Origin of the sequence: Streptomyces polygonati (genome assembly GCF_042650325.1) — a bacterium.
GTDB lineage: Bacteria > Actinomycetota > Actinomycetes > Streptomycetales > Streptomycetaceae > Actinacidiphila > Actinacidiphila polygonati.
On sequence record NZ_JBHSBB010000007.1, the window covers coordinates 267251 to 291976 of the forward strand.

Genomic DNA, 24726 nt, shown 5'->3' on the forward strand with positions numbered 1-24726 from the left:
AGGCGCTGTCCCGGCGGAACCGAACCCATCCGTGGAAAGGTCACCACCGCCCATGAGAGACAACGCATCGTCCGGCGCCGCACCGAGCGGCGGGCGCCGACGCCGGCGGGTGCCGCTGACCGTCTTCAGCGCTCTGCTCCTGCTGGTCGCCGGGGCACTCGGCCTCTCGGTCTCCGGCGGCTCGGCCGCCGCGGCCGTACCGGGCGCCCCGACCGGCTGGACCACCGTCTTCAGCGACGACTTCAACGGCGCCTCCGGCAGCGGCCTCAACCGGGCCAACTGGCTCTACGACACCGGCATCGGCTACAACTACCCGGGCGCCGCGACGAATTGGGGCACCGGTGAACTGGAGACGGCCACCGACTCCACCGCCAACGTCTACCAGGACGGCGCCGGCCACCTGGTGATCAAGCCGATCAAGGACGCCGCCGGACACTGGACCTCGGGCCGTATCGAGACCCAGCGGACCGACTTCGCGGCCCCGGCCGGCGGCCAGTTGCAGATCAGCGCGTCCATCCAGCAGCCCAACCCGCAGCACGGGCTCGGCTACTGGCCCGCCTTCTGGGCGATGGGCGCTGCCGCCCGCCCGGTCGGCGCGACCAACTGGCCCACCATCGGCGAGCTGGACATCTTCGAGGACGTCAACGCGCTGAGCCAGCACTCGACCACCTTCCACTGCGGGGTCTGGGCCGGCGAGTGCCATGACCCGGACGGCATCAGCAGCGGGCTGCAGCCCTGCGGCGGCTGCCAGACGGCCTTTCACACCTACTCCGTGATCGTGGACCGCACCAACACCTCCGCCGAGCAGCTGCGCTTCTACCTCGACGGCGCCCTGACCTACACGGTCAGTGAGAACCAGGTGTCCACCGCCACCTGGCAGGCGGCCGTCGACCACGGCTTCTTCGCCATCTTCGATGTGGCCATCGGCGGCTCCTATCCCAACAAGGTCTGCGGCTGCACCTCGCCCTCGGCGGACATCAGCTCCGGCGCCGGCATGAGCGTCGACTGGATCGGCGTCTACCAGACCACCGGCGGGAGCAGCACGACCGGCGGCAACCCCACCACCGGCGGATCGACCACCGGCTCCAGCACCAACGGCGGCACCACGACGGGTGGTACCACGACCGGCGGAACGACCACCGGGGGCGCCACCACCGGTGGCACCACCTCGCCCGACTACTCCCAGAGCGTCACATCGATCAGCTCCAGCCAGGCGCGGATCAGCTTCACCCCGACGACCGCGGCGCAGTATGTCGACGTCCACTATCTGGTCAACGGCGCCGGCCAGCAGAACTTCCGGATGACCAACACCGCGGGCACCTGGACCCAGACCGTCGGCCAACTCAGCGCCGGATCGGTCCTCACCTACTGGTTCACCTACGAGAAGAGCGGCCCGCAGTACGACACGCCGCACTTCACCTATACCAAGACCGGCTAGCCGGCGACCGGCCCGGCCCGCCCCGAAGCGGCTCGCCGCGACCGATCCGGCCCGGCCCGGCCGGTGGGGAGGGAGAATCGCCCGATTCACCCTCCCCACCAGGCACGGAGACTCGTCGACGCACCCAGGTTCGACTCTTGACACCCCTTCAACCCCAGGAGGAGCATCATGTGCTGATTCGCTGACAACGTTGTCGGACTCACTGCTTGCCCGGCAACTCCGCGGAGGGATCGGACCGTTCCACCGATCGGTCCGCCTCCGGTACACCCGAAAGGGCAAGAATGGTGCCAGAAAGATCCCCGTACCGGACGAGCCGAAAGCGGGGCAGGCGCCGAGCCGCCCTCGCGGCTCTGGCCGCGGCGGCCACCGCCGTCATCGGCCTCGGACTCAGCCCGGCGACCGCCTCCGCCACCGCGGGGAGCGGGGCCGGACCTGCCGCCGATCCGGTCGCCCACGTCGATCCGCTGATCGGCACGTCCAACGCCGGGAACACCTACCCCGGCGCCGTGGTGCCGTTCGGCATGCTGGCGTGGAGCCCGCAGAACTCGACGGGCAATCAGTTCTCCAACCCCGCTCCCGGCGGCTACCGCTACGACGCCACGAAGATCCGCGGCTTCAGCCTGACCCATCTGAACGGGGTGGGATGCTCCGGGGCCAACGGCGACATCCCGATCATGCCGTACGTCGGCGCCGTCGACTCCTCGCCCAGCGCGGACACCAAGGACGCCACGTACGCCAGCACGTTCTCCCACGCCAACGAGACCGCGCGGCCCGGCTACTACAAAGTGGCGCTGGACAGCGGCGCCACGGCGGCGCTCACCACCTCCGCCCGTACCGGGACGGGGGAGTTCGGCTTCCCGGCCGACAAGCCCGCCAGCATGCTGCTGCGCACGTCCAACTCCGAGAGCGGCAGTTCCGCCGCCACGGTGAAGGTGGACGAGGCCGCCCGGACGGTGACCGGCTCGGTGAGCGCGGGCAACTTCTGCGGCCCGCAGAGCGCCAACAACCGGCACGACGTCTACACCCTCTACTTCACCGCCCACTTCGACCAGCCGTTCGCCGCGGTCGGCACCTGGACGGACGGGACGCTGAACGCCGGCTCCACCTCGGCCTCCGGCGGCACCGGTTACGACGCGAGCGGCAACCCGACGGCGGGCAAGGGCTCCGGCGCCTATGTCACCTTCGCCCCCGGCACCCAGCAGGTGCAGGCCAAGGTCGCGATCTCGTACGTCAGTCCGGCGAACGCCGAGGCCAACCTCCGCGCGGAGAACCCGCCGCACAAGAGCTTCGCCGCGGTCAGCGCGCAGGCCGCCGCCGCGTGGAACACCGATCTGCGCAAGATCCAGGTCTCCGGCGGAAGCGACGCGCAGCTGAACACGTTCTACACCGCGCTCTACCACTCGATGCTGGAGCCCACCCTCACCAGCGATGTCAACGGCCAGTACCTGGGCGCCGACCGGGCGACGCACCAGCTGGCCAGAGGCCAGCAGGCCCAGTACGGAACCTTCTCCGGCTGGGACCAGTACCGCGCCCAGGTGCAGCTGCTGACCCTGCTGCAGCCGCGCGTCGGCAGCGACTACGCCCAGTCGCTCTTCAACTACGCCCAGCAGCGCGGCGGCGAATGGGACCGCTGGCTGCTGGAGAACGGCAAGACCAGCATCATGTCCGGCGACCCCTCGGACGCGGCGCTGGCCGGCATCTACGCCTTCGGCGGCCGGGACTTCGACGTCAAGGGCGCTCTCGCCTCGCTGGTGAAGGCCGCCACCGTGCCCACCGCCGACGACTCCGACAGCGCCGGCTGCAATGTCGAATGCGTCGGCCAGCGACCGGCGTTGGACCAGTATCTGAAGCTCGGCTACGTACCGTCCGACAACTGCCACTGCTGGGGCGGCGCGGCCGAGACCCTGGAGGACACCGCCGCCGACTTCGGCCTGTCCCAGCTGGCCGGCCAGCTCGGCGACCACAAGACCGAGCAGAAGTTCGCCGACCGCAGCGGCAACTGGACCAATGTCTTCGACCCCGACGCCACCGCGCAGGGCGGCTGGATGCGCGACCGCGACTCCGACGGGTCCTGGGCCGGCACGAACTTCAGCCCCGACACCGGCAACGGCTTCGTCGAGGGCAGCAGCGCCCGCTACACCTGGATGGTCTACTCCGACGTGGCCGGCCTGGCCCAGGCCATGGGCGGTGACGCGGCCGCGGTGTCCCGGCTCGACGCCTTCTTCCACGCGCCCGACGGCAGCTTCGACTTCTCGGCGGACGACCAGACCCGCTACGACCCGACCAACGAGCCCGACATCAACGCGCCCTACCTCTACGACTATCTGGGCGCCCCCTACAAGACCCAGCAGACCGTCCGCGCCGAGATGGACGGGGTCTGGAACGACACCCCCGGCGGCATCCCCGGCAACGACGACGCCGGAACGATGTCGTCCTGGTACGTCTTCTCCGCGCTCGGCATGTATCCCCAAATACCCAGCCGCGCCGACCTGGTGCTCTCCGCGCCGGTCTTCCCGCACGCCGTGATCCACACCGGACTCGGCAAGACCATCACGGTCAACGCCCCGAAGGCCTCCGCGCAGAACATCTACATCCAGGGGCTGCGCACCAACGGCCGGACATCCGACCAGCCGTGGGTCCCGGCGTCGTTCGTCACGCACGGCGGCACCCTGGACTACACCCTGGGCAGCACTCCCGACACCACCTGGGGCAGCGCCCCGAAGGACGCGCCGCCCTCCTTCCGCGACGGGGAGGCCCCCTTCTTCGCCGCCACCTCGCCCGGGCAGGTCAAGATCGAGCCCGGCGGCTCGGCGGACACCTCGCTCGCGCTCTCCACGCTCCAGGACAAGAAGGTGGGCGTCCACTGGACGGCCGCCCCGCCGGCCGGCCTTACCCTCCGGCCGTCCGCCGGCGATGTCACGGTGCCGAAGAACGGCTCGGCGAGCGCCAAGATCTCCGTCTCCGCCTCGGCCGGCACCAAGAGCGGGGTCTACGCAGTCCCGCTGACCCTGACCTCCGCGCACGGCGGCACCGCCCCGACGGCGTGGCTCAAGGTGACGGTCGGGGTACGCGGCAGCGTGACCTGGTACGTCGACAACACCGGTATCTCCGCCGACGACCAGAACCCGACGGCCAACTTCGACGGCGGCGGCTGGAGTTACTCGGCCAAGGCGCTCGCCGCCGCGGGCGCCGTGCCGGGCGGCACGGTCTCGGCCGCGGGCTTCGACTTCACCTGGCCGCAGGTGTCGCCCGGCGCCCCGGACAACATCGTCGTCGGGGGCGGTGACCAAGTACTGGACGTGTCCGCGACGTCGGCGGGCGACACCGCCCTGAGCCTGCTGGGCAGCGCCGCCTTCGGCGACAGCAGCGGCACCGTCACCCTCACCTACACCGACGGCAGTACGCAGCAGGCGCAGGTCGGCTTCAGCGACTGGACACTCGGCGGCGGCGGCGACCAGCCGTCGTTCGGCAACATCGTGGCCGTGCACACCACATACCGGGACGTCATGGACGGTACGACGGACCCGGTGGGCACCGATGTCTTCGCCAGCGCGCCCATCGCCCTCCAGGCCGGCAAACAGCTGGCGAGCGTGACCCTGCCCGCCACCACCAGTGGCGGCGACATGCACATCTTCGCGGTGGCGACCGCCTGACGGCCCGTCATGTCCGAGGTGGCGTCCCGCCCGCCTCGTCGGCCGAGGCGGGACCGCCCGCCCGGACGGCGGGCAACGGGTGCCACCGATCCCGCACGGGCGGGGCGCGGAAGCCTTCCGCGCCCCGACCGGCGCCGGATCCCCGCCCGGGCGGCGGCGGCGGTGGCCACGGCGCTAGTCTCGGGCGATGCCATCCAAGCGTGCTGTCCTGTGCCTCCTGAGCTGTCTGGTCACCGGCGCCCTCCTGTCGGGCTGCGGGACGTCGAAGGGCCCGGCCGACGCGTCGAGCCGGGTGACGCCGACCTCCGGGGCGGCGACCGGCCCGGCGGCGGCTGCGTCGACCTCCGCCGCACGCCCGACGGCCGAGCCGCGTGGCAGGGCGACCGCGAAGCCGACCACCGCCGGTCCGAGCCGCACCCCGCGGCACACGGCGGCGCCGACCACGCACGCGAAGGCCCCGCGGACCGTGTCGTCCGGCGGCATGCCGACTGCGGGGAATCCGCAGGGCCACGCGACGGTACCGGCGGCCGCGCGGGCCGTCGACAGCTCGCACCCGACCCGCACGATCGGCGACGGCACGGCTGCCAGCTGCACTTCGGCGGCCGTGGTGGCGGCGGTCGCGGCCGGCGGCGTCATCACCTTCTCCTGCGGACCGCGGCCGGTCGTGATCACCATGGACGCCACCGCCAAGGTCCGCAACGCGGCCGGCCCGCGCGTCGTCCTGGACGGCGGCGGAAAGGTGACGCTCAGCGGAGCGGGCAAGCGGCGGATCCTCTACATGGACACCTGCGACCAGGCCCAGGGCTGGACCACTTCGCACTGCCAGGACCAGAGCGAACCCGAACTCACGGTGCAGAACCTCACCTTCGCCGACGGCAACTCCACCGGAGACACCGCCGAGGGCGGGGGCGGCGGCGCCATCCTGGTACGCGGCGGGCGCTTCAAGGCCGTGAACACCCGCTTCGTACGGAACCGCTGCGACACCACGGGACCCGATCTCGGCGGTGCGGCGATCCGCGTCCTGGACCAGTACCAGGACCTGCCCGTCTACATCACCGACAGCACCTTCGGCGGCGCGCCCGGACAGGGCGGCTCCTGCTCCAACGGCGGCGCGCTCAGCAGCATCGGCGTGTCCTGGGTGGTGCTCAACAGCGTGATGACCTACAACTCGGCGGTCGGCAACGGTGCCAACCCGGCCCGCGGCGGGACCCCCGGCGGCGGCAGCGGCGGCGCGGTCTACACCGACGGCAATCAGTACACCGTCCGGATCGACGGCTCGGTCATCAGCCACAACGACGCCAAGGAGGGCGGCGGCGCCCTCTTCTTCGTCAGCAACGACCACACCGGCACCCTGACCATCCAGTCCTCGACACTGCACGCCGACGCCAGCCACGGCTTCGCCACCGCCGGCTTCCCCGGCATCTTCTTCATCGGCGCCGGAAAGCCGGACGTGACCGCGTCCAGCCTGAGTTGACCGCTCAGGGGGTGGGGATGCCGGCCGGCCGGTGCGGCAGCCCGAAGCGCACCGGTACGCCGGGGGAGTAGAGCACGCTCACCGGGTCGCCGAGCGGGCCGTCGATCCCGGCCGCCGCGACCAGGTCCTCGTCGAGCGTGCGGAGTTCGGCCCGGTGCAGCGGCCACCGGGGATGGGCGTTGGGGACGTACAGCGATCGCCCCAGCAGCGCGTTGTGCATCCCCCAGCGGGCGGTCACGAAGTGCTCCAGTTCGGTCGGCCGTGCCAGCGGTCCGCCGATCCGCAGCGAGATCCGCGAGTGGGCGCCGCGCGGGCCCGGCCAGCGGCGGGTGCCGGTGTAGGTGACGGTGTCGCCCTCCCGGCTGACCGACATCCGCGACCACATGTACGGCAGCCGGAAGACGGTCCGCGCCACCGCCACCGGGACCAGCCGCGCGGCGTCCAGCGACCGGAACACCACACCGCGCCGGCCCTGGCCGTCCACGGAGTACAGCCGCACATTGGTCTCCGGGAAGGTGCCGAGATAGGGCACCCCGGGCAGCCGGAACCATCCCACCCGGTACATACGGAAGGCGACCAGCCCCACATAGGTGAGCCCGTCCAGCGTGTCCGGCCGCACTCCGGGCGGCATCAGCCCGGCCACCCGAGCGGGTTCCACCGGCCAGTGGACGAAGGCCAGGTCGCGCCACCACTGCGTCATCAGCGGCTGGTCGGCGACCCCGGACGGCGCGTCGACGGCGATCGGTCCGGGATCGGGAACGGGCATACGACCAGCATCGCCCGTCCGCGCGGATCGGACGACCGGGGCAGGGCGCCTCCGCGGCGCTTCGCGCAGGCATCCTGCGCAGGGGAACCCGGCCAAGAAAACTGACCAGGAAAACTGACCAAGAAGATTGCACAAGTAACTTGGTGAAATGCTACCGTGAGGACATGAGCGGCAACGAGGAACTCCCGGACACGGCCCGGTCCGCCCGCCGGCTGAGCATCGCCATCACCCGGCTGCGGTCCCGGCTGCGGATGGAGGCCGGTCTGCACGCCACCGGGCTGTCGATCTCGCAGCTGGCCGTGCTCCAGCAGGTGGTGGACGACGGGCCGGTCACCGCGGCGTATCTGGCCACCGCCCAGCATGTGACCCCGCAGTCGATCGCGCAGAACCTGGCGGTCCTCAAAGCCGCCGGGCTCGTGCGCGCGGGCCGCGATCTCCAGGACGGCCGCAAGATCCTGATGACCGCCGACGACTCCGGCCGGGAGCTGCTCACCTCGCTGCAGACCTCCCGCAAGGCCTTCCTGACCAGGGCGATCGACGCGCTGGTGGCCCCCGAGGAGCGACCGGACCTGGAGAAGACCATCGAACTGCTGGAACGCCTGGCCGCGGCCGACTTCGGCGGCAAGCAAGGAGGCACCCTTTGAGGCTCCCCGCCACCGCGCGCGCCCGGCGGCAGCCGCCCGACCACGGCGGGGCGGCGCCGAACGCCTTCGGGTGGAGGTTCGTCACCCCGCTGTTCGTCGGCTCCGCGCTCAATCCCGTCAACAGCTCCCTCATCGCCACCGCCCTGGTGCCGATCGCCGCGGCCATGCACGTGCCGGTGGGCAGCACCGCGGTGCTGGTGTCGGCTCTCTACCTGGCCAGCGCCGTCGCCCAGCCCACCGCGGGCAAGCTCTCCGAGGAGTTCGGGCCGCGCCGGGTCTTCCTCACCGGCATCGTGCTCGTCCTGCTCGGCGGAGTCCTCGGCGGCGTCGCCCAGAATCTGACCACGCTGATCGCGGCCCGCGTCCTGATCGGCGTCGGCACCTCGGCCGGCTACCCCTCGGCCATGCTGCTGATCCGCCGCCGCGCCCTGTCCGCCGGGATGGCCGCGCCACCCGGAGGAGTACTGGGCGGCCTGGCCATCGCCGGCATGGCCACCATCGCCGTCGGCCCGCCGATCGGCGGTCTGCTCGTCGGGGCGCTCAGCTGGCGGGCGGCCTTTCTGGTCAACATCCCCCTCGCGCTGGCCGCGCTGGCCATGACCGCCTCCTGGATACCCCGGGACGCGCCGGCGACCGGGCGGCGCGACGCCCGCGAGGTCGCCGCCCGCCTCGATGTGACCGGCATCGTGGGCTTCGCCGGCACCATGACCGCGCTGCTCGTCCTCCTGATGGGCCTGCCGCACCTCGACGTGACCGCGCTCACCGTCACCCTCGTCCTGGGGGCGGCCCTGGTCGGGTGGGAACGCCGTGCCCCGACACCGTTCTTCGACGTGCGCCGACTGGTGTCCAACGGACCGCTGACCCGCACCTACCTTCGCTCGGCGCTGACCCTGCTGGGCGTCTACACCGTGATGTACGGCCTCACCCAGTGGCTCCAGGCGGCCCGCGGCATGTCCGCGATGGAGGCCGGTCTCTTCCTGCTGCCCATGGGCGCCCTGTCCGCGCTCGTCTCGCGCCCGATCTCCCGGCGCAATCTGGTGCGCGGCCCGCTGATCACCGCCGCGGCGACCATGCTCCTCGCCTCGGTCGGCATCCTGTTCCTGACCACCCACAGCCCGGCTGTCCTGATCGTGGGCGTGAGCCTGGTCTTCGGCGTCACCGTCGGCACCCAGTCGGTCGGCAACCAGACCGCCCTCTACACCCAGGCCCCCGGCGACCAACTCGGCACCGCCTCCGGCCTGTTCCGGACCTTCAGCTACGTCGGGTCCATAGGCTCGGCCACCATCACCGGCATCGTCTTCAAGCACCACGTCACCGACCACGGGCTGCACACCGCCGCGATCGTGCTGATCGCCGCCGGAGCGCTGGTGCTGGCGATGACCCTGCTCGACCGCCGCCTCAAGGACCCGGCGGGGCGCGGCAGTCGGCCGGCCACCGCATCCACCCCGGCCGTGGCCGCCGCGAACACCGCGACCACGGTGCCCCCCACGCCGGCTACGACCGGCGACAAGGAATCCCCGTGAACCGGACCTTCCCCCACGTCCCGCCCCCCGCGGTGGCCCCCCGCACCGTTTCCCGAGGTAAAAGGGCAGGATGGGGGGTGCGGGGGATGGGCACAGGGGAGGGGTGGCGCGTTGCTGGAGGTGCTCGGACTCGATCACTGGCAGGAGACGGCGTACTTCGCACTGCTGGACGGGCCTGCGCTGGGACTGGACGAACTGGTGGGCCGCAGCGGGGTCGAACACGACGTACTGAAGGGGGCGTTGACGCGGCTGGAGGACCGGGGGCTGATCTCCCGGCTGTCCGGCAAGCCCACCCGGTGGACCGTGCTGCCGCCCGAGCACGCCATGGAGGTGCTGCTGCTGGCGCGGGAGCGGGACATCCGGCGGGTCCGCGCGCTGACCCAGTGGCTGGCGGAGAAGCACCGCAAGGGCCGTATCGGGCAGGACGCCGCGGCGCTGATCGAGGTGATCACCGGCCCCGACGGAGTGGCGCGCTGCGGCCAGCAGTTGTTCAACAGCGCCGAGCGCGAGGTCAGGGGGATCGACGCGCCGCCGTACTCGCAGGGCAAGGACGGCACCTCGGTCAACTCCAGCGCCAATGTGTACTCCCGGGGCGTGCGCAGCCGCTTCATCTACGGCCAGGACAATCTGACGCTGCCCGGCACCATCGGGCGCATCGAGCACGACCTGGCGCACGGCGAGGAGGTGCGCATCCTGCCGCGTGCCCCGATGAAGCTCATCCTGTCCGACGACCAGGCCGGGCTGATTCCCCTGGTGGCCACCCCGCAGGTGCTCGACTCCTGCATCCTGGTCCGCCCCTCGGCGCTGCTGGACGCGCTGTCGGCGCTGTTCGAGACGCTCTGGCAGCAGGCCCAGCACTATGTGGCCGACGGCCTCAGCGGGGGCGAGGCGGTCGGCGCGCCGACCGAGGACGAGCGCCGCATCCTGTCGCTGCTCTCGGTCGGCCTGTCCGACGAGGCGATAGCCCGGCAGCTGGGCATCGGCCTGCGCACCGTGCAGCGCAGGGTGCAGGCGCTGCTGGTGCGGCTGGGCGCCGCCAGCAGATTCCAGGCCGGAGTGCTCGCGGCCGGCCACGGCTGGTGGGACCCCGATGACGCGGGACCGGGACCGCGGCAACCGTGATCGGTTGCCGCGGCCCCGGTCGGGGCGCTGCGGCTTCTCTTCGGGGCCTTGGCGAGCTGCCGGCCCGCTAGCGCGCCGCGAGCGCGAAGTCGGCGGTGACCGCACCTCCCTTGACGAGCTTGACCGTACGGGTGGCCGGCCGGTAGCCGTCCGCCGCCACGATGACGGTCAGCGGTCCGTCGGAGACCGGCCGCCACAGGCGGTAGCCGCCCTGGGCGTCCGTGGTCAGCGTGGTGCCGCCGTTCTTGGAGTCGACCTCCACCACCGCGCCGGGCAGCGGTACCGCGCCGCCCGCGGTCGCGCCGGTGACGGTGCCGGACAGCTGTCCCCAGCCGGCCGGCGCGGTCACCGACATGGTGACCGGGACCGTCACCGAGGCGTACGGGGTGTCGCTGTCCACCACGAGCGCGGCCCGGTGGTCGCCGTAGTCCGCCGCCCCCATGGCGCTCGCGTCCAGCGTCAGCTTGACGGTGGTGGACTTGCCGCCCTTCAAGGTGAGCGAGGCGGTGCTCTCCGACAGCCAGGGCACATCGGCGTGCGCCGCGTCCCAGCCGGGCAGCTTCAGGGCCGTCGCGGTGGTGGAGCCGTCCGCGGCCTCGCCGCCGGTGACGTACCAGCCGGGAGCGGCCTGGGCGAGCATCAGCGGCTGCGGCAGTCCGGGCAGCGCCGACCAGCTGTCACTGCCGGGGTCGTAGGCGTACGACTGGCCGGTGACGACGCCGTTTTCGACCTGCGCGCCGCCCGCCACCAGCAGGCGGCCGCCGGCGCCGGTGCCGGCCGCGCCCCAGAAGCCGGCCGGGGCGTCGGCGAGCCGCTGCCACGCGCCGGTGGACGTGTCCAGCCGGTAGGTGTCCGGGGTGTCCTGCGCGGCGGCGTCGTTCGGCTGGTAGGCGCCGCCGGCGCAGGTGAGCGCGCCTTCGACGGTGCCGCAGGCCGGGTACGAGACCGGCTCGGGGTAGGGCTTGCCGGTCGACCAGGTGTCGGTGGCCGGGTTGTAGACCTGGACGTCGGTGGTGCCGCAGCCGATGGCGATGGTGCAGCCGCCGATCACATACAGCTTGTCGCCCGCCACACCGCCGCCGGAGGCGCCGTAGCCGAGCGGGGCGTCGGCGATCTGCGACCAGGTGTTGGCCGCCGGGTCGTAGACCTCGCCGCCGCGGATGCCGATGCCCGCCTCGTCGCGGCCGCCGACCACGTAGAGCTTGCCCCGGATGAAGCCGTAGGCCGGGGCGAAGCGCTTGGTCACCGGGGAGGCCAGCGCGTGCCAGCTGCCGGTGGCCTGGTCGTAGGACCAGAAGTCCCGGCTCCAGGTGCCGTTGCCGGTCGCGCCCAGGCCGGTGTAGAGCACTCCGTCGTTCACCGCCGCCACGCCGCCCGAGACGGCGGTCGGCAGGTCGGTGAGCGGCTGCCAGGTCTGGTCCGCGGTGGTCGCTGCGGACCTCGGGGCGGTGACCGCGGTGGTGTTCGCGCTGGCGCGCGGGGCAGCCGAGTCCGGGGTGATCCGGGTCGGCGCCGCGATGCCCGGCGCGGTGGCGGCCGAGGGGGTGGTTGCGGCGCCGAGATCCTGCTCGCCGAGGGAGAAGGTGACCGGGGAGCCGCCGGTGTTGGTCAGCGTGACACCGACCGTCTTGGTGTTCCCCCAGACGACCGACGCGGACACCGAGCTCTCCGCGGTGGACAGCTTCGCCGGATGGAGCGCGAAGTCGGCCGAAGTGGCCTTGTCCGCGACGACATTGACCTTGGAGGTCACCGCGGGATAGCCGAAGGCGTCCAGGCCGGCGGTGAAGCTCCGCTTGCCGGTCAGGCCGGAGAACAGCCAGTAGACGCCGTCGGGCACCGCCGGGTCGCCGGGCGAGACCACCGCGTGCGTGCTGTCGGCGGGGGCGGCGGTGCTGGTCACCGTCGCACCGGGCACGCCGGCGCCGGTGTTGGCGTCGGTGACATGGCCGACGAGCAGACCGCCGGGCAGCGCCTGGAGGCTGCGGGTGCCGATGGCCACGTCGTCCACCTCCCAGATGCCGGTCAGGCTGCCCGTGTAGTGGAAGCGGACCCGCACCGAGGATCGGCCGGCGTAGGCGTCGAGCGGGACGCTCTGGTGGGACGGCCCGTCCACCACGTCCTCGTGGTGCCACACCGTGGTCCAGTCCGCACCGCCGTCGGTGCTGACGTCGACGTCGGCGACCGCGCCGTCCAGCCGGTAGAGCGACGGCAGGGCGGTCTCGAAGTCGAGCTGCGGGGTCTTCTCGGCACTGAAGTCGTAGGCGGGACTGATGAGTTCGGTGTCGACCGGCGCCCAGCCGAGGGCGAAGTCGTCCACGCTGGCGAAGTGGCCGCTGCCGCCGGTCTGGTTGCCGCGGTTGAGGGTGTCCTCGAACTGCCAGCCGCCGGCCGGGGTGTTGTTCTTCACCGTCCAGCCGGCGGGAGTGGTGGAGGCGTCGAAGTGCTGCTGCTCGCCGCCGTGGTAGCCGATCGCGTAGCCGGCCGGCAGGGTGCCGTGGTCGTTGAGCTGCGGCACGAGGTCGACACCGGTCAGCGGCTTGTCCGCCACCGATACGGTCCGCGTCACCGGCTGGTAGCCGGCCGCCAGCGGGGCGACATGCACGGTGTAGTCGCGGTTCATCGGCACACTGACCGTGTAGGCGCCGGTCGCCGGGTCGCTGTAGGTCTCACCCGGTACGCCGTCCAGGGTGATCCTCGCGTAGACGCCCCAGGCGTGGGCGCTGTCCTTGACGGTGCCCGAGATGGACTGCGAGGGCACCGCGTCGAGCGCGATGTCCTTCACCAGGTCGGTGCCGTCCGGCAGTTCGAGGGTGCCGAGGTTCTGCTCGGCGTAGCCGAACGCACCGGCCTTCGCCGGATAGCCGCCCGCCGGGATGTCCAGCCGGTAGCCGCCGTCCTTGCCACTGGTCGTGTGGTAATCGCCCACATCGACGGCGGCTCCGGCGATCGGCCGGCCGGTGGCCGCGTCGGTCACGGTGCCGTGCACATCGGCGTGCGGACCGGGCTTGAACGCGGCCACGCCGTCGGGGGTGCCGAGGCCGGTGGGGCCGTCGTAGCCGGGCTGTGCCTGGCACAGATAGGCCGGGTCGCAGTCCGGCGTGCTGCCGAAGCCGCACAGCGAGGAGTCCGGGCAGCTGGCGTCGTCACCGGTCGTCACGTCGTTCAGCGCCGAACGGGTCTGGTACGGGTAGGCGTTGGGGTAGGTGCCGTCGACGGGCCGGCCGGCCAGCGCGTAGGCGCCGGTGATGATCGGCGCGGAGGCGCTGGTGCCGCCGTAGACGTTCCAGCCGCCGTCGGAGAAGCTGTTGTAGACCGCGACGCCGGTCTCCGGGTCCGCGACCGCTGAGACGTCGGCGACGGTGCGGCCGGCGCAGCCCGCGTCGGTCTGGAAGGCGGGCTTGGCCTCGACCGCCGAGCAGCCCGAACCGGGCGCGCCCCAGGTCTGGGTGCCGTCGGAGTGGTCGACCACCGAATTCCACACGGACTCGTCCCAGCCGCGGGCGCTGCTGTCGCGCCGCAGCGAGGTGCCGCCGACGGAGGTGACGTACGGCGAGGAGGCCGGGTAGCTGATGCCGTAGCCGTCGTCACCGGAGGAAAAGACCACCGCCGTGCCGGGGTGGTTGAAGTACGCCTCGTCGGCGGCCGGTTGCCCGGGATCGTCGGTGTAGGCGCCGTAGGAGTTGGAGACGTACTGGGCGCCGAGCGCCACCGCGGTGTTCACCGCGCCGCCCAGGGAGTCGATGGCCGTGTCGTCGGCCTCGACCAGCAGGATGTTCGCGTCCGGGGCGACCGCGGAGACCATGTCGAGGTCGAGCGAGATCTCCCCGGCCCAACCGTCGTCGGGCTGCGGGTAGTTCGCGCCGCCGCGCTGGTCGACCTTGCGGAAGCAGCCGCTGGCGGCGGTGCAGGCGGGCAGGCCGTACTGCTGCCGGTACACCGCGAGGTCGGCTTCCGCGGTCGGCGCGTCGTAGGCGTCGACGATGGCGATGGTGGCGCCGGCCCCGCCGTCGGCGGGCAGGTCGTAGGCCGAGCGCAGGTCGGCCGGGGACAGGCCGTCGGGCGCCGTCGCGGCGCCGGCCCGCTGCAGGCCGAGCGCCCTGCGGACATCGGTGCGGCGGAAGGAGAAGCAGGTGAACGCGCCGGGCTTCGGCGCGCCGCACAGCGGTTCGGCGGAGACGCCGCCGGAGGGGGCCGCGGGGGAGGCGCCGGTGCCGGCCGCGGCGCTCTGCGGCAGCAGCACGGCGAGCAGGGCGAGGAGTGCGACCAGGGCGGTGGCGGCCGCGGATCTCGCGGCGGCGCGGCCGGGAGCGCTCCCAGCCGATCCGGGCGCAGGCGGGGGTATCGCGTGCAAAGGACGTCTCCAGGGGATGCGGTGGTGCCGGGGGCCGCGTTGCCGCCTCTGAAACGGGGCACGCGGTGGGACACAAGATCCTCGTGGGGCCTCAGCCCGGTCAACGCAGCTCTCTGGCGGCTTACCGCCGTGTCGGGTTCACGCCCGGAAGTGACGCCTGGTCAGGAAGGTGCCCACGGGGACTCCCGCCGTACCCCCGGCGGCCGCGGCGCGTCCACCGGTCGGCCGGGCGCCGGCCACCGGGGAGACCGGCCGGCGGTGCGCGGGGGTGCCCGGACGCACCGCCGTGGCTGCCCGGGCGCGCGGGGGCGGGGGATAGGTTGGTCACCGCTGTGCACCGTTATCGGCCGTTGTCCACCGATCTGCCCCCTGATCCGCCGTGGAAGCCTCCCGTGCCGCCGTCCGACACCCGCGCGCTCACGGCCCGGCGCCCCGCCTTCCCGGTCCGCCCGCGCGCGGCGGCGGCGCCGCGGTGACCGTGATCAGCGCGGACCCCCATCGGCACGGCCGTCGGCCCGATCATCGCCCTGCTCGGTCCCCGCAGCGGGGGCGTGGCCAACCCGGCCCGGCAGTTCGGGCCCGCCGTCATCTCCGGACACACCACCGACCTGTGGATCTACCTCTTCGCGCCCGTGCTGGGCGCGGTCCTGGGCGCCTCGGTCCACCACCTGCTGATCCGGCGCTTCAACACCCACCGGCCGCTGACGTACGAGCTCGGCGGCGCCGGGCCGCGGGCGACGGACCGGCAGCCGGGCGCCGGACGGTCGGGGGACCGCCGGGGGTTCGTACTTTTGGACCCGGCGGAACAGGGCAACCGCCTTGAGGGACGGAAAGAACGCCGGGCGAACGCCTCGGTCGCGTCCTGAAGTTGACCTCCGTTGAAAGGGACCTCGTCATGTACATCGGCCTCGGCACCATCGTTCTCATCATCGTCATCGTGGCCGTCGTCATGATGCTGCGGCGCGGCTGACCGGCGGGGCCCGGCGGCCCCGCCCTCCCGCCGGCCCGCGCCGACGGTGAGGGACCGCGGGCTCCCGCTTCCCCCACCGCCGCTTCCCCCGGTCCCGTCGCCGTGCGGCTACGGCTTCACCGCGACGCGGCCCTCGTCCATCCGGAGCAGCAGCAGCCGGGCGCCGGTCTTCTCCAGGAACTCGTCGACGGCCTCCCGCGAGCCCTGCCACCACCCGTAGTCGTCGATCAGGAGCACACCGCCGCTGGCCAGCCGCGGATACAGCTGCTCCAGTTCGTGCCGGGTGGACTCGTACCAGTCGGTGTCCAGGCGCAGTATCGCGATCTGCTCGGGAGCCCCGGCGGGAATGGTCTCCTCCACCAGGCCCTGCACGTAGTGCACGCGCTCCTCCGGGTACGGGACGTGCGAGAACCCCTCCTTGACGTCGTCCAGGCCCGCGACGGCCCAGATCGGGCGGTCCTTGTCCTGCCGGGCCATCAGGTCGGCGGCGGCCTCGCCGTCGCGGCGCCGGTCCCGGTCGGTGGGCGGCGGCATGCCCTCGAAGGTGTCGAAGAGGTAGAGCTCCCGCTCGGTGTCCCCGGCCGCCAGCAGGGTACGGGCGGCGGCCTGCATGCTGCCCCCGCGCCAGACCCCGCACTCGACGATCGCACCGGGTATTCGGTGCTTGGTGACGTACCGGACGGCGAGGATCAGGGCGTTCAGCCGCTCCGGCGAGGTCATGGTGTACGGACGCACCGCCTGGATGGTCTCGCGCGCCTCGTCGTCGTAGTCCGCCGGCAGCTTCAGCGGGCGGGGCGCCGCGGGCGCGGCGGGCGGCCCGGCCGCGGGCCGCGGGGCCGGCGGCTTGGGGCGGCGCAGCTCGTAGCCGCTGATCTTCGTCAAAGATTGGTTGAGAGTTTTTTTCCAGGACATGAAGGGAAACTACCGCTGTTTGGCCGTCGCCGGCATGGCTGAGATCCGCCGGGACGGCCGGCCCGCGGCGGCCGGCCGCACCGGGCGGGCGGTCAGTGCTCCCGGCGGGCCGCCAGCGCGGTCGAGAACAGGTGGGCGTCCAGGAGCGTGCCGTCCATGGAGCGGCCGCTCCTGCCGTAGGCGTTGAGCATGAGCTTGGCCAGTGCCAGCGCCTCGGCCGGGCGGCGGACCAGGGGTTTGACCCAGCCGTCGACGGCGGCGTCCAGCCCGTCCGGCGGCACCACCCGGTGGACGATCGACAGGCCGGCCGCGGTGGCCGCGTCGAAGGTGTCGCAGGTCATGATCAGCTCCCGGACCCTGGCCGCGCCGGCCTCCGCCAGCAGCCGGGGGAGCATGCCGCCCCAGGCGGGGGGAAGGCCGAGGGCCAGCTCGGGGAGCCGGAAATGGCAGTTGTCGGCGGCGGCGCGCAGATCGCAGAAGAGGGCGAGCCCGAGCCCGGCGCCGATCACCTTGCCCTGGAGCCGCGCGATCGTGACCGCGTGGCTGTTCTCCAGTGCCTCGCAGACCCGCCGGGCCTTGTCCGCGTGCGCGCGCAGCTCCGCTCCCCGCGGATCGGCGTGCAGCGAGGCGGCCAGCTCCGCGCGGTCGGCTCCCACGCAGAAGTCGTCCCCCGCGCCGGACAGGACGAGCACCCGGATGTCCGGGCTCTCGCGCAGCGAGTCGAGCAGGGCGAGGAGTTCGTCCAGGGCGGTGGCGGTCAGGGCGTTGCCGGTGCCGGGACTGTCCAGCTCGGCGCGCAGCACCGGCCCGTCCCGGGTCACCCGTAGTTCCTTGTGCGGCAGTTCCGTGATCTCGGTGGTCACATGTACCTCACGCTCGGGCCATCGGCAGGGTCATCAGACGGCGGAAGGCCACCCGGGGCGCCCAGACGGGGTCACGGGCCAGGGAGAGGGAAGGCAGCCGGGTCAGCAGCCCCTGGAGGAGCACCTGGGCCTCCATCCGGGCCAGCGGCGCGCCGAGGCAGTAGTGAATGCCGCCGCTGAAGCTGAGGTGGGTCGCCTTGCGGCGTACGTCGAACAGGTGGGCGTCGAGGTGCTTGGCGGGGTCCTGATTGGCGGCGCCCACCATCAGGTGCACCATCTCGTCCGCCCGTACGTCGTAGCCGGCCAGCGAGCAGTCGGCCCGGGCCACCCGGCTGATCACGTGGGTGGGGGAGTCGTAGCGCAGTACCTCCTCGACGGCTCCCGGCACATGCTCGGGGTGGGCTCGCAGCCAGTCCCACTGCCGCGGGTGCTTCAGCAGCAGCCACATCATCGTGGACAGCAGGGTGGAGGTCGTCTCCAGGGCGGCCAGCAGCACGAACAGGGCGAGGAAGTACACCGCCTCGTCCGCGGTGTCGCGGTCGCTCTCCAGCCGGTCCCAGGCTCGGATCCAGCCCGAGACCGGATCGGACCCCGGCTGCGCGCGCCGCTCGCGCACCAGGGCGATGAAATAGGCCCGCAGCTGGCGGGTGGCGGCGTCCGAGCGGGCGAGCTGGCTCGCGGAGGGCAGCAGTTCCTGCGCGAATACCTGGTCGTGGGTCAATTCCCGCAAATACGGATAGTCGGCGGGCGGCAGTCCGAGCCAGCCGCCGATGACATGCACCGGGAGTTCTTCGCTGACCAGGGAGTGGAAATCCGCCTCGCCGTCCCGGAGATGCCGGACCAGCCGGTCGAGCAGGTCGCCGGTGATATCGGTAATGGACGCGCGTAGCGCCTGCAGCGAGCCGCGGTCGAACATATTGCCGACGGAGCGGCGTACCCGGGTGTGGTCCGGCGGATTGAGCCCGGCCAGGGTCCTGCCCATTTCCTGGGAGGAAACGGCGCTCCAGCGCGTCGCCTCTCCCTGACGTGCGCGCCATTGCGCATCGGGCTCCGCCCAGTCCCTGCTGCGCAGAATGCGGTCGCAGAGATCGAATGACGTGACGACATAGCCCCCCCATGGAGCCGGGACGATTCCGCCCATCGACCGGAGTTCTCCGTACAGCAAGGAGGGATTCGTCTGCCCTTTCGAGGTCCGAAGACGGGAGAAGATCGATACCACTGAACGCCGGTCGATGTGCGGAGTTATCGCGGGCTCCACGACGGAGGCTCCTTCTCGGGGATCAAGAGGATGGGCTGGTCGTCCCTACCCATCTGGTTGAATGCTCACACAGTGGCACCCGGTCGTGGACTTGTTGTATAGGTCACACACCTCCGTTGAGCCAGGTGAGGAACTTGCTCCAGCGGGTGTTCTTGGCCGGCGGAGCCGGCGTCGCGGCCCGCGCCGCCGTGCTCGCACCCGAGCCCGACGCCGGCGGCTGTACGGGCTGGGCCTTGGGGGTGAAGCGCACCGGGAGCGTGATCAGGGAGCGGCTCCAGGGGGCCGGCACCCAGCTCAGGTCCTTCAGGTCGATCCGCAGCTCGATGTCGGGCAGCCGGTTGAGCAGGGTCTCGATGGCCGTCACCGCGATCACCAGCGCGGGGTCCTTGGCGGGGCAGACGTGCGGCCCGGCGCCGAAGGCCAGGTGCGCCCGGCCGCCGGTCAGCGACCGGTCCTGCGCCATCGCGGGGTCGGTGTTGGCCGCGGCGAAGCTGATCACCACCGGATCGTCGGCCCGCAGCACCTTGCCGTCGACCTCCACGTCGTGCACCGGGTAGTGGACGGCGTAGTTGGCGATCGGGGCGTAGTTCCACAGCACTTCGCTGACCGCGTCCTCGACCAGCAGGCCGGCCGAACTCTGGGTCTGCACATACCGGTCGTCACCCAGCATCAGCGCGGCGCCGACGCTGATCAGCGACTGCATCGGCGCCGTACCGCCGGACAGCAGCGTCACCAGCTGGTTGGCCATCTCGGCGTCGGAGAGCTTCGAGGGGTGCTCCATCATCCGGGACGTCACATCGTCACCGGGCTGGCGGCGCTTGAGGGCGATCAGCTCCATCAGGGCGCCGCCCAGGATCTCGTTGGCGCCGTCGGCGCCCTCGAAGATCCCGGATATACCGAGGATGATCCGGTCGCCGATGTCCGCCGGGCAGCCGAACAGGTCGCTGTAGACCAGCAGGGGCAGTTGCTGGGCGTAGTCGGCCACCAGGTCGGCGTTGCCGATCCGCCGGCCGCTGAACTGGCTGATCAGATACTCGGCGACCCGCTGCACCAGGCGGGTCAGACGGTGCTCGTCAACCGTCGCCAGACTGTCCGTCACCGCGTTGCGCAGCCGGGCGTGGGCGGCGCCGTCGGAGAACAGCGCGTTGGGGCGGTATCCCATCATGGGCAGCGCCGGACTGTCCGCGGGTATCCGACCCTCGTTCAGATCACGCCAGCGCCGCGAGTCCCGTACGAAGGTGCTCGGGTTCTGCAGGATGCGCAGCGCCGTGGAATAGCTCGTGACCAGTTCCACCGGGACACCGGGAGCGATGTCGACGGGGGCGGTGGGACCGAATCCCCGGAGGTAGGCGTAGTGGGCGTCCGGGTCGGCGCCGAACTCGGGACCGTACAGCGCGGTCCTGTCGTGGGCGGGGCATCCGGGCGGCGGCTCATGTTCTCCGGCGTGCTGAGACATTCGGACAACTCCTAATCGAGGCGGGACTGAAGATAGGTCACGAGTGTGATCAGGGCCTGGACCGCGGAATTCCGGTCACGCACATCGCAGGGCACGATGGGAGTTTCCTCCGGAAGGTTCAAGGCCTCGCGGACCTCGTCGATGGGATAAGGCGTGGTGCCCTCGAAGTGATTCACTCCGATGGCACACGGCAGTGCGTACTGCTCAATCAGGTCCAGCACCGGGAAGGACTCTCCCAGCCGCTTCGGATCGACCAGCACCAGGGCGCCGAGGGCGCCGATGGACAGGTCCTCCCACAGCTCCTTGAAACGCTCCTGGCCCGGTGTGCCGAACAAATAGAGCACCAGGTTGTCGCTGAGCGTCAGCCGCCCGAAGTCCATGGCGACCGTGGTCGTCTTCTTGTCGGGCGTGCCCGAAAGGTCGTCGATGCCCGTACTCGCCTGGGTGATGACCTCTTCGGTCCGCAACGGCTCGATCTCGGAGATCTTGCCGATATAGGTCGTCTTTCCGACGCCGAAATGGCCTACGACGAGCACTTTGACGAGCGTGTGCACCTGTGACCCTACGTACACGCCATCACGCTCCGAAACGGTCCTTGAGGCCATTGAGTACATCCTCGAGAAGTTTTCTGTCGGTACGCTGGGCGAGGGGAACCGCGGCACGCGTATTGATAAGTCTGCTGTCCGACAACTCGGCGAGCAGGATTCTGACCACGCCCAGCGGCAGGCCGGTGTGGCCCGCCACTTCAACGACCGAGAGAAAGCCGCCGGAACACAGGTCCAGAATGTGCTGGCTCTCCGGAGCCAGCACTCTGGTCCGCGGGGCGTCCTCGGTCGCCATGACCAGGGTGGTCATCGAGAACTTCTCGTCGGACGGCAGTTCACGCCCATTGGTGATGACATAGGGCCTGACTAACTCGCCGGTCAGATCCAGATCCGGATCCGGTTCGTCCGTCATTGTTTGTCAGCCATCTCGCGTGCCGGAGTCATGAGTTCCTTGCCCAACCTGGAAACCAACTGGTGCATGCGGAAGGTGATCTCCTGCATGTCGATGTCAGGAGCGGCGGCGACGGCGAGATAGGCCCCCTGGCCTGCTGCGATCAGAAAGATCCAGCCGTGCTTGAACTCAATGACGGTCTGCTGCCACTTCGGGTTGTCCTCCGGTCCCGCGAACCGCGCGGTGGCACGGCTGAGGGACTGCATCCCGCTCATGGCGGCGGAGATCGTGTCCGCCAGGTCGGCGCTCATGCCGCTCGTCGCACCGCGCCGGAGGCCGTCGGCGGACAGCAGGATCGCGTGCCGCGCCCCGGACACATTGGAAACGATGTCCTCGAGCATCCACGACAGATCTTGTGTGGTCACTGTGGTTCGGACCCCTCACGGTGTGCGGCGGTGGGCTGACGGCCGGAACGCGTGCCCTGCTGGAGCGCGGCCATGCGGGCGGCGGCGACCACGGTGTCGTCCTCGGACGGGGTGTCGTGCTCGGTGCTCGCGGGCACCCGGACGATCGACATGGGCGACTGGCGGGCGGCCCGCTTGGGCAGTCCGTTCGCGGTGAGCGGGGCGGGTTCCGACGGCCGGGTGGCCGTGCTGCTCACCGGGCTGATCACCGACGGGGCGGGCCTGGCCGGCTCCACGCTCTGCTCGGTCAGCAGGTCCTCCGGGACGCGGACCACCGCGCGGACACCGCCGTAGGGGGACGTGCTGCTCACGTCGACGGTGAAGCCGTACCGGCGGGAGAGTTCGGCGATCACCGGGAAACCGAACTGCGGCGGATTGCCCAGCTCGGACATCGCCGGAATGTACTCGCCGGACAACATCCTGCCCGCCTTCTGCCGCTGCTCGTCGCTCATGCCGACACCGAAGTCGTCGATGATGACGCACAGTCCGTTGTGGACGGGCTGGATATTGACCTCGATCGCGGTGTCGGGGCGCGAGTAATTCGCGGCGTTGGCGAGGAGTTCGGCGACAGCCAGCGAGATACCGCTGATCGCCTTCGCCTCGATGCCGAAAGCACTCTGCGACCTGATGTGCACCCGGTCGAAGTTGCGGATCTGGCCCTGCGCGCTGCGGATGACGTCGTAGACGCTCGCCGCGTCCTTGCGGCGGCCCAGGAAGCCGCCACAAATCACCGCGATGGCCTGCGCGCGGCGCGCGAACTGGGCATTGGCGTGGTTGACCTCGAGGAGTTCGTGCAGCACCGGATGCCCGCCGTATTTACGCTGCAGGTTCTCGATCACCACCTGCTGCTCGCCGGCGAGTCCCTGCAGCGTCCGGGTAGCCGATTTCAGTACGGTCTTGGTCCGCTCCTCGGCGGCCGTCTCCGCGTCGCTGATCGACTGCGCGTGGTCCGCCGCCTGGTTCGCCAGCCGGTTCTCCCATTGTGTTAATTCCTGGCCCTGGGCCGTAATGACTCTCCTGCTTCTACGAATTATCGCGGCGGCTATGAGCACGGCCGCGATAAGGCACCAAAACGCTGGATCATGCAAAAGATGGGTCATGGGTCTCTTTCCTGGCGGTAACCTGCGGGCAGTCGACACGCGCCCTGAACGAGGAGATTCAGTGCACCAGCCTATCGGCAATCCGGCCGCCTTCGAATTTTCGTCGAAGGTGAACCGGAAGTTATGCACACAGCACGTTTGGACCAAGGAAGCAGGCGCGACGATGTTACCACCGGAGCTGAGGAGACTCTTACGGTCAGTCTGTCCAGTCCGGGGGGTTCTGATCTTTAATTCACGGAATTGAGTTCTTTGCCCTGGATATGCCCTGGGCATGGTGGCCCCGGCCGGCCGACGGCGGCCGCGCCGCCGGACGCGCGGATCGTCCCGTCCGGCGCCACCATGGAGGAGGGACCGAGGAGGCACCCGGATGACGACGCGGACCGGTACGTACCCCAGCGAGCCGTGGCGCTCACCCCGCGAGCGGGCCGAGCGGGGCCGGGCGGCGCGCTCGCGTGCCCCCCGCTCCGCTCACGGGGAGTACCAGCCGGCGCCCGGGCGCTTCGACCCGCTGGACCTGATCGAGAAGCAGTCGGCCGGCCGCGTGCCGGAGCTGGTGCCGATCCGCTACGCCCGGATGACCGAGTCGCCGTTCCGCTTCTACCGCGGCGCCGCCGGGATCATGGCCGCCGATCTGGCCGGCACCCCGGCCTCCGGCCTGACGACCCAACTGTGCGGTGACGCGCACATGATGAACTTCCGTTTGCTGGCCTCACCGGAGCGGCACCTGCTCTTCGACCTCAACGACTTCGACGAGACGCTGCCGGGGCCGTGGGAGTGGGACGTCAAACGGCTGGCCACCAGCCTGGTCATCGCCGGACGCGAGAACGGCTTCACCGCCCGCGAACGCGCCGCCGTCGTCCAGGAGGCGGTGCGGTCCTACCGGGAGAGCACCCGCCGCTTCGCCGGGATGCGCATGCTCGACGTCTGGTACGCCCAGCAGGACGCCGACCAGCTGGAGGCGCTGGCCTCCGGGGCGCTGCACAGCCGGGGGCGCAAGCAGATCTCCGCCGCGCTGGCCAAGGCACGCACCCGCGACAGCCTGCAGGCGTTCGGGAAGCTCACCCGGCTGGTCGGCGGACAGCGCCGGATCAGGGCCGACCCTCCGCTGCTGGTGCCGCTCGGGGATCTGCTCCCGGGCGCCGAGGGGGCTTTTCTGCAGGAGACGATCGCCGCTCTGATCAGCCGCTACCGGCGGACACTGCCCTCCGACCGGCAGCACCTGCTCGAACAGTTCACCGTGGTCGACATGGCCCGCAAGGTGGTGGGCGTCGGCAGTGTCGGCACCCGGTGCTGGATCGTCCTGCTGCTCGGCCGCGACGACGAGGACCCGCTGTTCCTCCAGGCCAAGGAGGCCGACGTATCGGTGCTGGCCGCCCACGCGGGCCCCAACACATACGGCACGGAGGGAGAACGGGTCGTCGCCGGGCAGCGCCTCATGCAGGCCACCAGCGACATCTTCCTCGGCTGGCAGCGCACCGAAGGCATCGACGGCCGCGAACGGGACTTCTATGTACGGCAGTTGCGGGACTGGAAAGGCGTGGTGGAACCATCGCTGATGGAGCCCAGGGGCATGCGGATGTTCGGCCGGCTCTGCGGCGCCACCCTCGCCCGCGCGCACGCCAGGTCGGGCGACCGGATCGCGGTGGCCTCCTATCTCGGCCGCGGCGAGGTCTTCGACCAGGCCCTGGTGCGCTTCGCCGAGGCCTACGCCGACCAGAACGAGCGTGATCACCTGGCCCTGGTCGAGGCGGTGGCCGCGGGGCGGGTACGGGCTGCCCAGGCGGCCTGAGCGGCCC

Annotated in this window: 18 protein-coding genes; 8 read left to right on the forward strand and 10 right to left on the reverse strand. The window is 71.3% G+C overall.

Annotation, left to right across the window (positions count from 1 at the left end; genetic code table 11):
* Positions 1 to 52 precede the first annotated feature (52 nt).
* From ACFO3J_RS07525 to ACFO3J_RS07535, 3 genes are all read left to right on the forward strand, one after another.
* Positions 53 to 1438 carry a glycoside hydrolase family 16 protein gene (locus ACFO3J_RS07525; protein WP_386427376.1) on the forward strand — a complete coding sequence of 462 codons (1386 nt, stop codon included), beginning with the start codon at positions 53 to 55 and terminating at the stop codon, positions 1436 to 1438.
* Positions 1439 to 1719: 281 nt separating this feature from the next.
* Positions 1720 to 5091, forward strand: coding sequence for a GH92 family glycosyl hydrolase (locus ACFO3J_RS07530; protein ID WP_386427378.1), 3372 nt, complete (start codon positions 1720 to 1722; stop codon positions 5089 to 5091).
* 187 nt (positions 5092 to 5278) lie between these two features.
* Positions 5279 to 6565 carry a hypothetical protein gene (locus ACFO3J_RS07535; protein ID WP_386427380.1) on the forward strand — a complete coding sequence of 429 codons (1287 nt, stop codon included), beginning with the start codon at positions 5279 to 5281 and terminating at the stop codon, positions 6563 to 6565.
* 4 nt (positions 6566 to 6569) lie between these two features.
* Here ACFO3J_RS07535 and ACFO3J_RS07540 read toward each other — a convergent pair whose 3' ends face one another.
* Positions 6570 to 7331 (reverse strand): YqjF family protein, encoded by a 762-nt coding sequence (locus ACFO3J_RS07540; protein ID WP_386427382.1) that lies wholly within the window; start codon positions 7329 to 7331, stop codon positions 6570 to 6572.
* A gap of 164 nt (positions 7332 to 7495) precedes the next feature.
* Here ACFO3J_RS07540 and ACFO3J_RS07545 point away from each other — a divergent pair, with 164 nt between their 5' ends.
* The 3 genes from ACFO3J_RS07545 to ACFO3J_RS07555 all read left to right on the forward strand — a co-directional run bounded on the left by ACFO3J_RS07545 (position 7496) and on the right by ACFO3J_RS07555 (position 10620).
* Positions 7496 to 7975: a MarR family winged helix-turn-helix transcriptional regulator gene (locus tag ACFO3J_RS07545; RefSeq protein ID WP_386427384.1), complete on the forward strand. Its 480-nt coding sequence runs from the start codon at positions 7496 to 7498 to the stop codon at positions 7973 to 7975.
* Positions 7972 to 9498: an MFS transporter gene (locus tag ACFO3J_RS07550; RefSeq protein WP_386427385.1), complete on the forward strand. Its 1527-nt coding sequence runs from the start codon at positions 7972 to 7974 to the stop codon at positions 9496 to 9498. The genes ACFO3J_RS07545 and ACFO3J_RS07550 overlap by 4 nt, the downstream gene beginning before the upstream one ends.
* A 120-nt stretch (positions 9499 to 9618) precedes the next feature.
* Positions 9619 to 10620, forward strand: coding sequence for a helix-turn-helix domain-containing protein (locus ACFO3J_RS07555; protein ID WP_386427798.1), 1002 nt, complete (start codon positions 9619 to 9621; stop codon positions 10618 to 10620).
* A gap of 67 nt (positions 10621 to 10687) precedes the next feature.
* Here ACFO3J_RS07555 and ACFO3J_RS07560 read toward each other — a convergent pair whose 3' ends face one another.
* Positions 10688 to 14971 carry a carboxypeptidase regulatory-like domain-containing protein gene (locus tag ACFO3J_RS07560; RefSeq protein WP_386427387.1) on the reverse strand — a complete coding sequence of 1428 codons (4284 nt, stop codon included), beginning with the start codon at positions 14969 to 14971 and terminating at the stop codon, positions 10688 to 10690.
* Positions 14972 to 15468: 497 nt separating this feature from the next.
* Between ACFO3J_RS07560 and ACFO3J_RS07565 the strand changes: the two genes are divergently transcribed.
* Positions 15469 to 15837, forward strand: coding sequence for an aquaporin (locus ACFO3J_RS07565; protein ID WP_386427800.1), 369 nt, complete (start codon positions 15469 to 15471; stop codon positions 15835 to 15837).
* Positions 15838 to 16049: 212 nt separating this feature from the next.
* On the opposite strand, the gene ACFO3J_RS07570 is transcribed toward ACFO3J_RS07565, so the two are convergent.
* From ACFO3J_RS07570 to ACFO3J_RS07605, 8 genes are all read right to left on the reverse strand, one after another.
* Positions 16050 to 16853, reverse strand: a complete 804-nt coding sequence (locus tag ACFO3J_RS07570) for a TylF/MycF/NovP-related O-methyltransferase (protein ID WP_386427389.1) — start codon at positions 16851 to 16853, stop codon at positions 16050 to 16052.
* Between the two features lie 92 nt (positions 16854 to 16945).
* A complete protein-coding gene (locus tag ACFO3J_RS07575; protein WP_386427391.1) occupies positions 16946 to 17716 on the reverse strand; it encodes an enoyl-CoA hydratase/isomerase family protein in 771 nt (256 codons plus the stop codon).
* 7 nt (positions 17717 to 17723) lie between these two features.
* Positions 17724 to 18974 (reverse strand): cytochrome P450, encoded by a 1251-nt coding sequence (locus ACFO3J_RS07580; protein ID WP_386427393.1) that lies wholly within the window; start codon positions 18972 to 18974, stop codon positions 17724 to 17726.
* Between the two features lie 103 nt (positions 18975 to 19077).
* A complete protein-coding gene (locus tag ACFO3J_RS07585) occupies positions 19078 to 20430 on the reverse strand; it encodes a cytochrome P450 (RefSeq protein ID WP_386427395.1) in 1353 nt (450 codons plus the stop codon).
* A gap of 11 nt (positions 20431 to 20441) precedes the next feature.
* Positions 20442 to 21035, reverse strand: coding sequence for a GTP-binding protein (locus ACFO3J_RS07590; protein WP_386427397.1), 594 nt, complete (start codon positions 21033 to 21035; stop codon positions 20442 to 20444).
* Positions 21007 to 21387, reverse strand: a complete 381-nt coding sequence (locus ACFO3J_RS07595) for a DUF742 domain-containing protein (protein WP_386427399.1) — start codon at positions 21385 to 21387, stop codon at positions 21007 to 21009. Before ACFO3J_RS07595 ends, ACFO3J_RS07590 begins: the two co-directional genes overlap by 29 nt.
* Positions 21384 to 21767 carry a roadblock/LC7 domain-containing protein gene (locus ACFO3J_RS07600; protein WP_386427401.1) on the reverse strand — a complete coding sequence of 128 codons (384 nt, stop codon included), beginning with the start codon at positions 21765 to 21767 and terminating at the stop codon, positions 21384 to 21386. The genes ACFO3J_RS07595 and ACFO3J_RS07600 overlap by 4 nt, the downstream gene beginning before the upstream one ends.
* Positions 21768 to 21787: 20 nt before the next feature.
* Positions 21788 to 22930, reverse strand: coding sequence for an ATP-binding protein (locus tag ACFO3J_RS07605; RefSeq protein WP_386427403.1), 1143 nt, complete (start codon positions 22928 to 22930; stop codon positions 21788 to 21790).
* A gap of 367 nt (positions 22931 to 23297) precedes the next feature.
* Between ACFO3J_RS07605 and ACFO3J_RS07610 the strand changes: the two genes are divergently transcribed.
* Positions 23298 to 24719: a DUF2252 domain-containing protein gene (locus ACFO3J_RS07610; RefSeq protein ID WP_386427405.1), complete on the forward strand. Its 1422-nt coding sequence runs from the start codon at positions 23298 to 23300 to the stop codon at positions 24717 to 24719.
* Positions 24720 to 24726: the final 7 nt, after the last annotated feature.

Bases quoted from the DNA above. Each gene is read 5' to 3' on its own strand.
- ACFO3J_RS07525 (WP_386427376.1), top strand. From the start codon at position 53: ATGAGAGACAACGCATCGTCCGGCGCCGCACCGAGCGGCGGGCGCCGA.
- ACFO3J_RS07530 (WP_386427378.1), top strand. From the start codon at position 1,720: ATGGTGCCAGAAAGATCCCCGTACCGGACGAGCCGAAAGCGGGGCAGG.
- ACFO3J_RS07535 (WP_386427380.1), top strand. From the start codon at position 5,279: ATGCCATCCAAGCGTGCTGTCCTGTGCCTCCTGAGCTGTCTGGTCACC.
- ACFO3J_RS07540 (WP_386427382.1), bottom strand. From the start codon at position 7,331: ATGCCCGTTCCCGATCCCGGACCGATCGCCGTCGACGCGCCGTCCGGG.
- ACFO3J_RS07545 (WP_386427384.1), top strand. From the start codon at position 7,496: ATGAGCGGCAACGAGGAACTCCCGGACACGGCCCGGTCCGCCCGCCGG.
- ACFO3J_RS07570 (WP_386427389.1), bottom strand. From the start codon at position 16,853: ATGTCCTGGAAAAAAACTCTCAACCAATCTTTGACGAAGATCAGCGGC.
- ACFO3J_RS07585 (WP_386427395.1), bottom strand. From the start codon at position 20,430: ATGTCTCAGCACGCCGGAGAACATGAGCCGCCGCCCGGATGCCCCGCC.
- ACFO3J_RS07590 (WP_386427397.1), bottom strand. From the start codon at position 21,035: ATGGCCTCAAGGACCGTTTCGGAGCGTGATGGCGTGTACGTAGGGTCA.
- ACFO3J_RS07595 (WP_386427399.1), bottom strand. From the start codon at position 21,387: ATGACGGACGAACCGGATCCGGATCTGGATCTGACCGGCGAGTTAGTC.
- ACFO3J_RS07600 (WP_386427401.1), bottom strand. From the start codon at position 21,767: ATGCTCGAGGACATCGTTTCCAATGTGTCCGGGGCGCGGCACGCGATC.
- ACFO3J_RS07605 (WP_386427403.1), bottom strand. From the start codon at position 22,930: ATGACCCATCTTTTGCATGATCCAGCGTTTTGGTGCCTTATCGCGGCC.
- ACFO3J_RS07610 (WP_386427405.1), top strand. From the start codon at position 23,298: ATGACGACGCGGACCGGTACGTACCCCAGCGAGCCGTGGCGCTCACCC.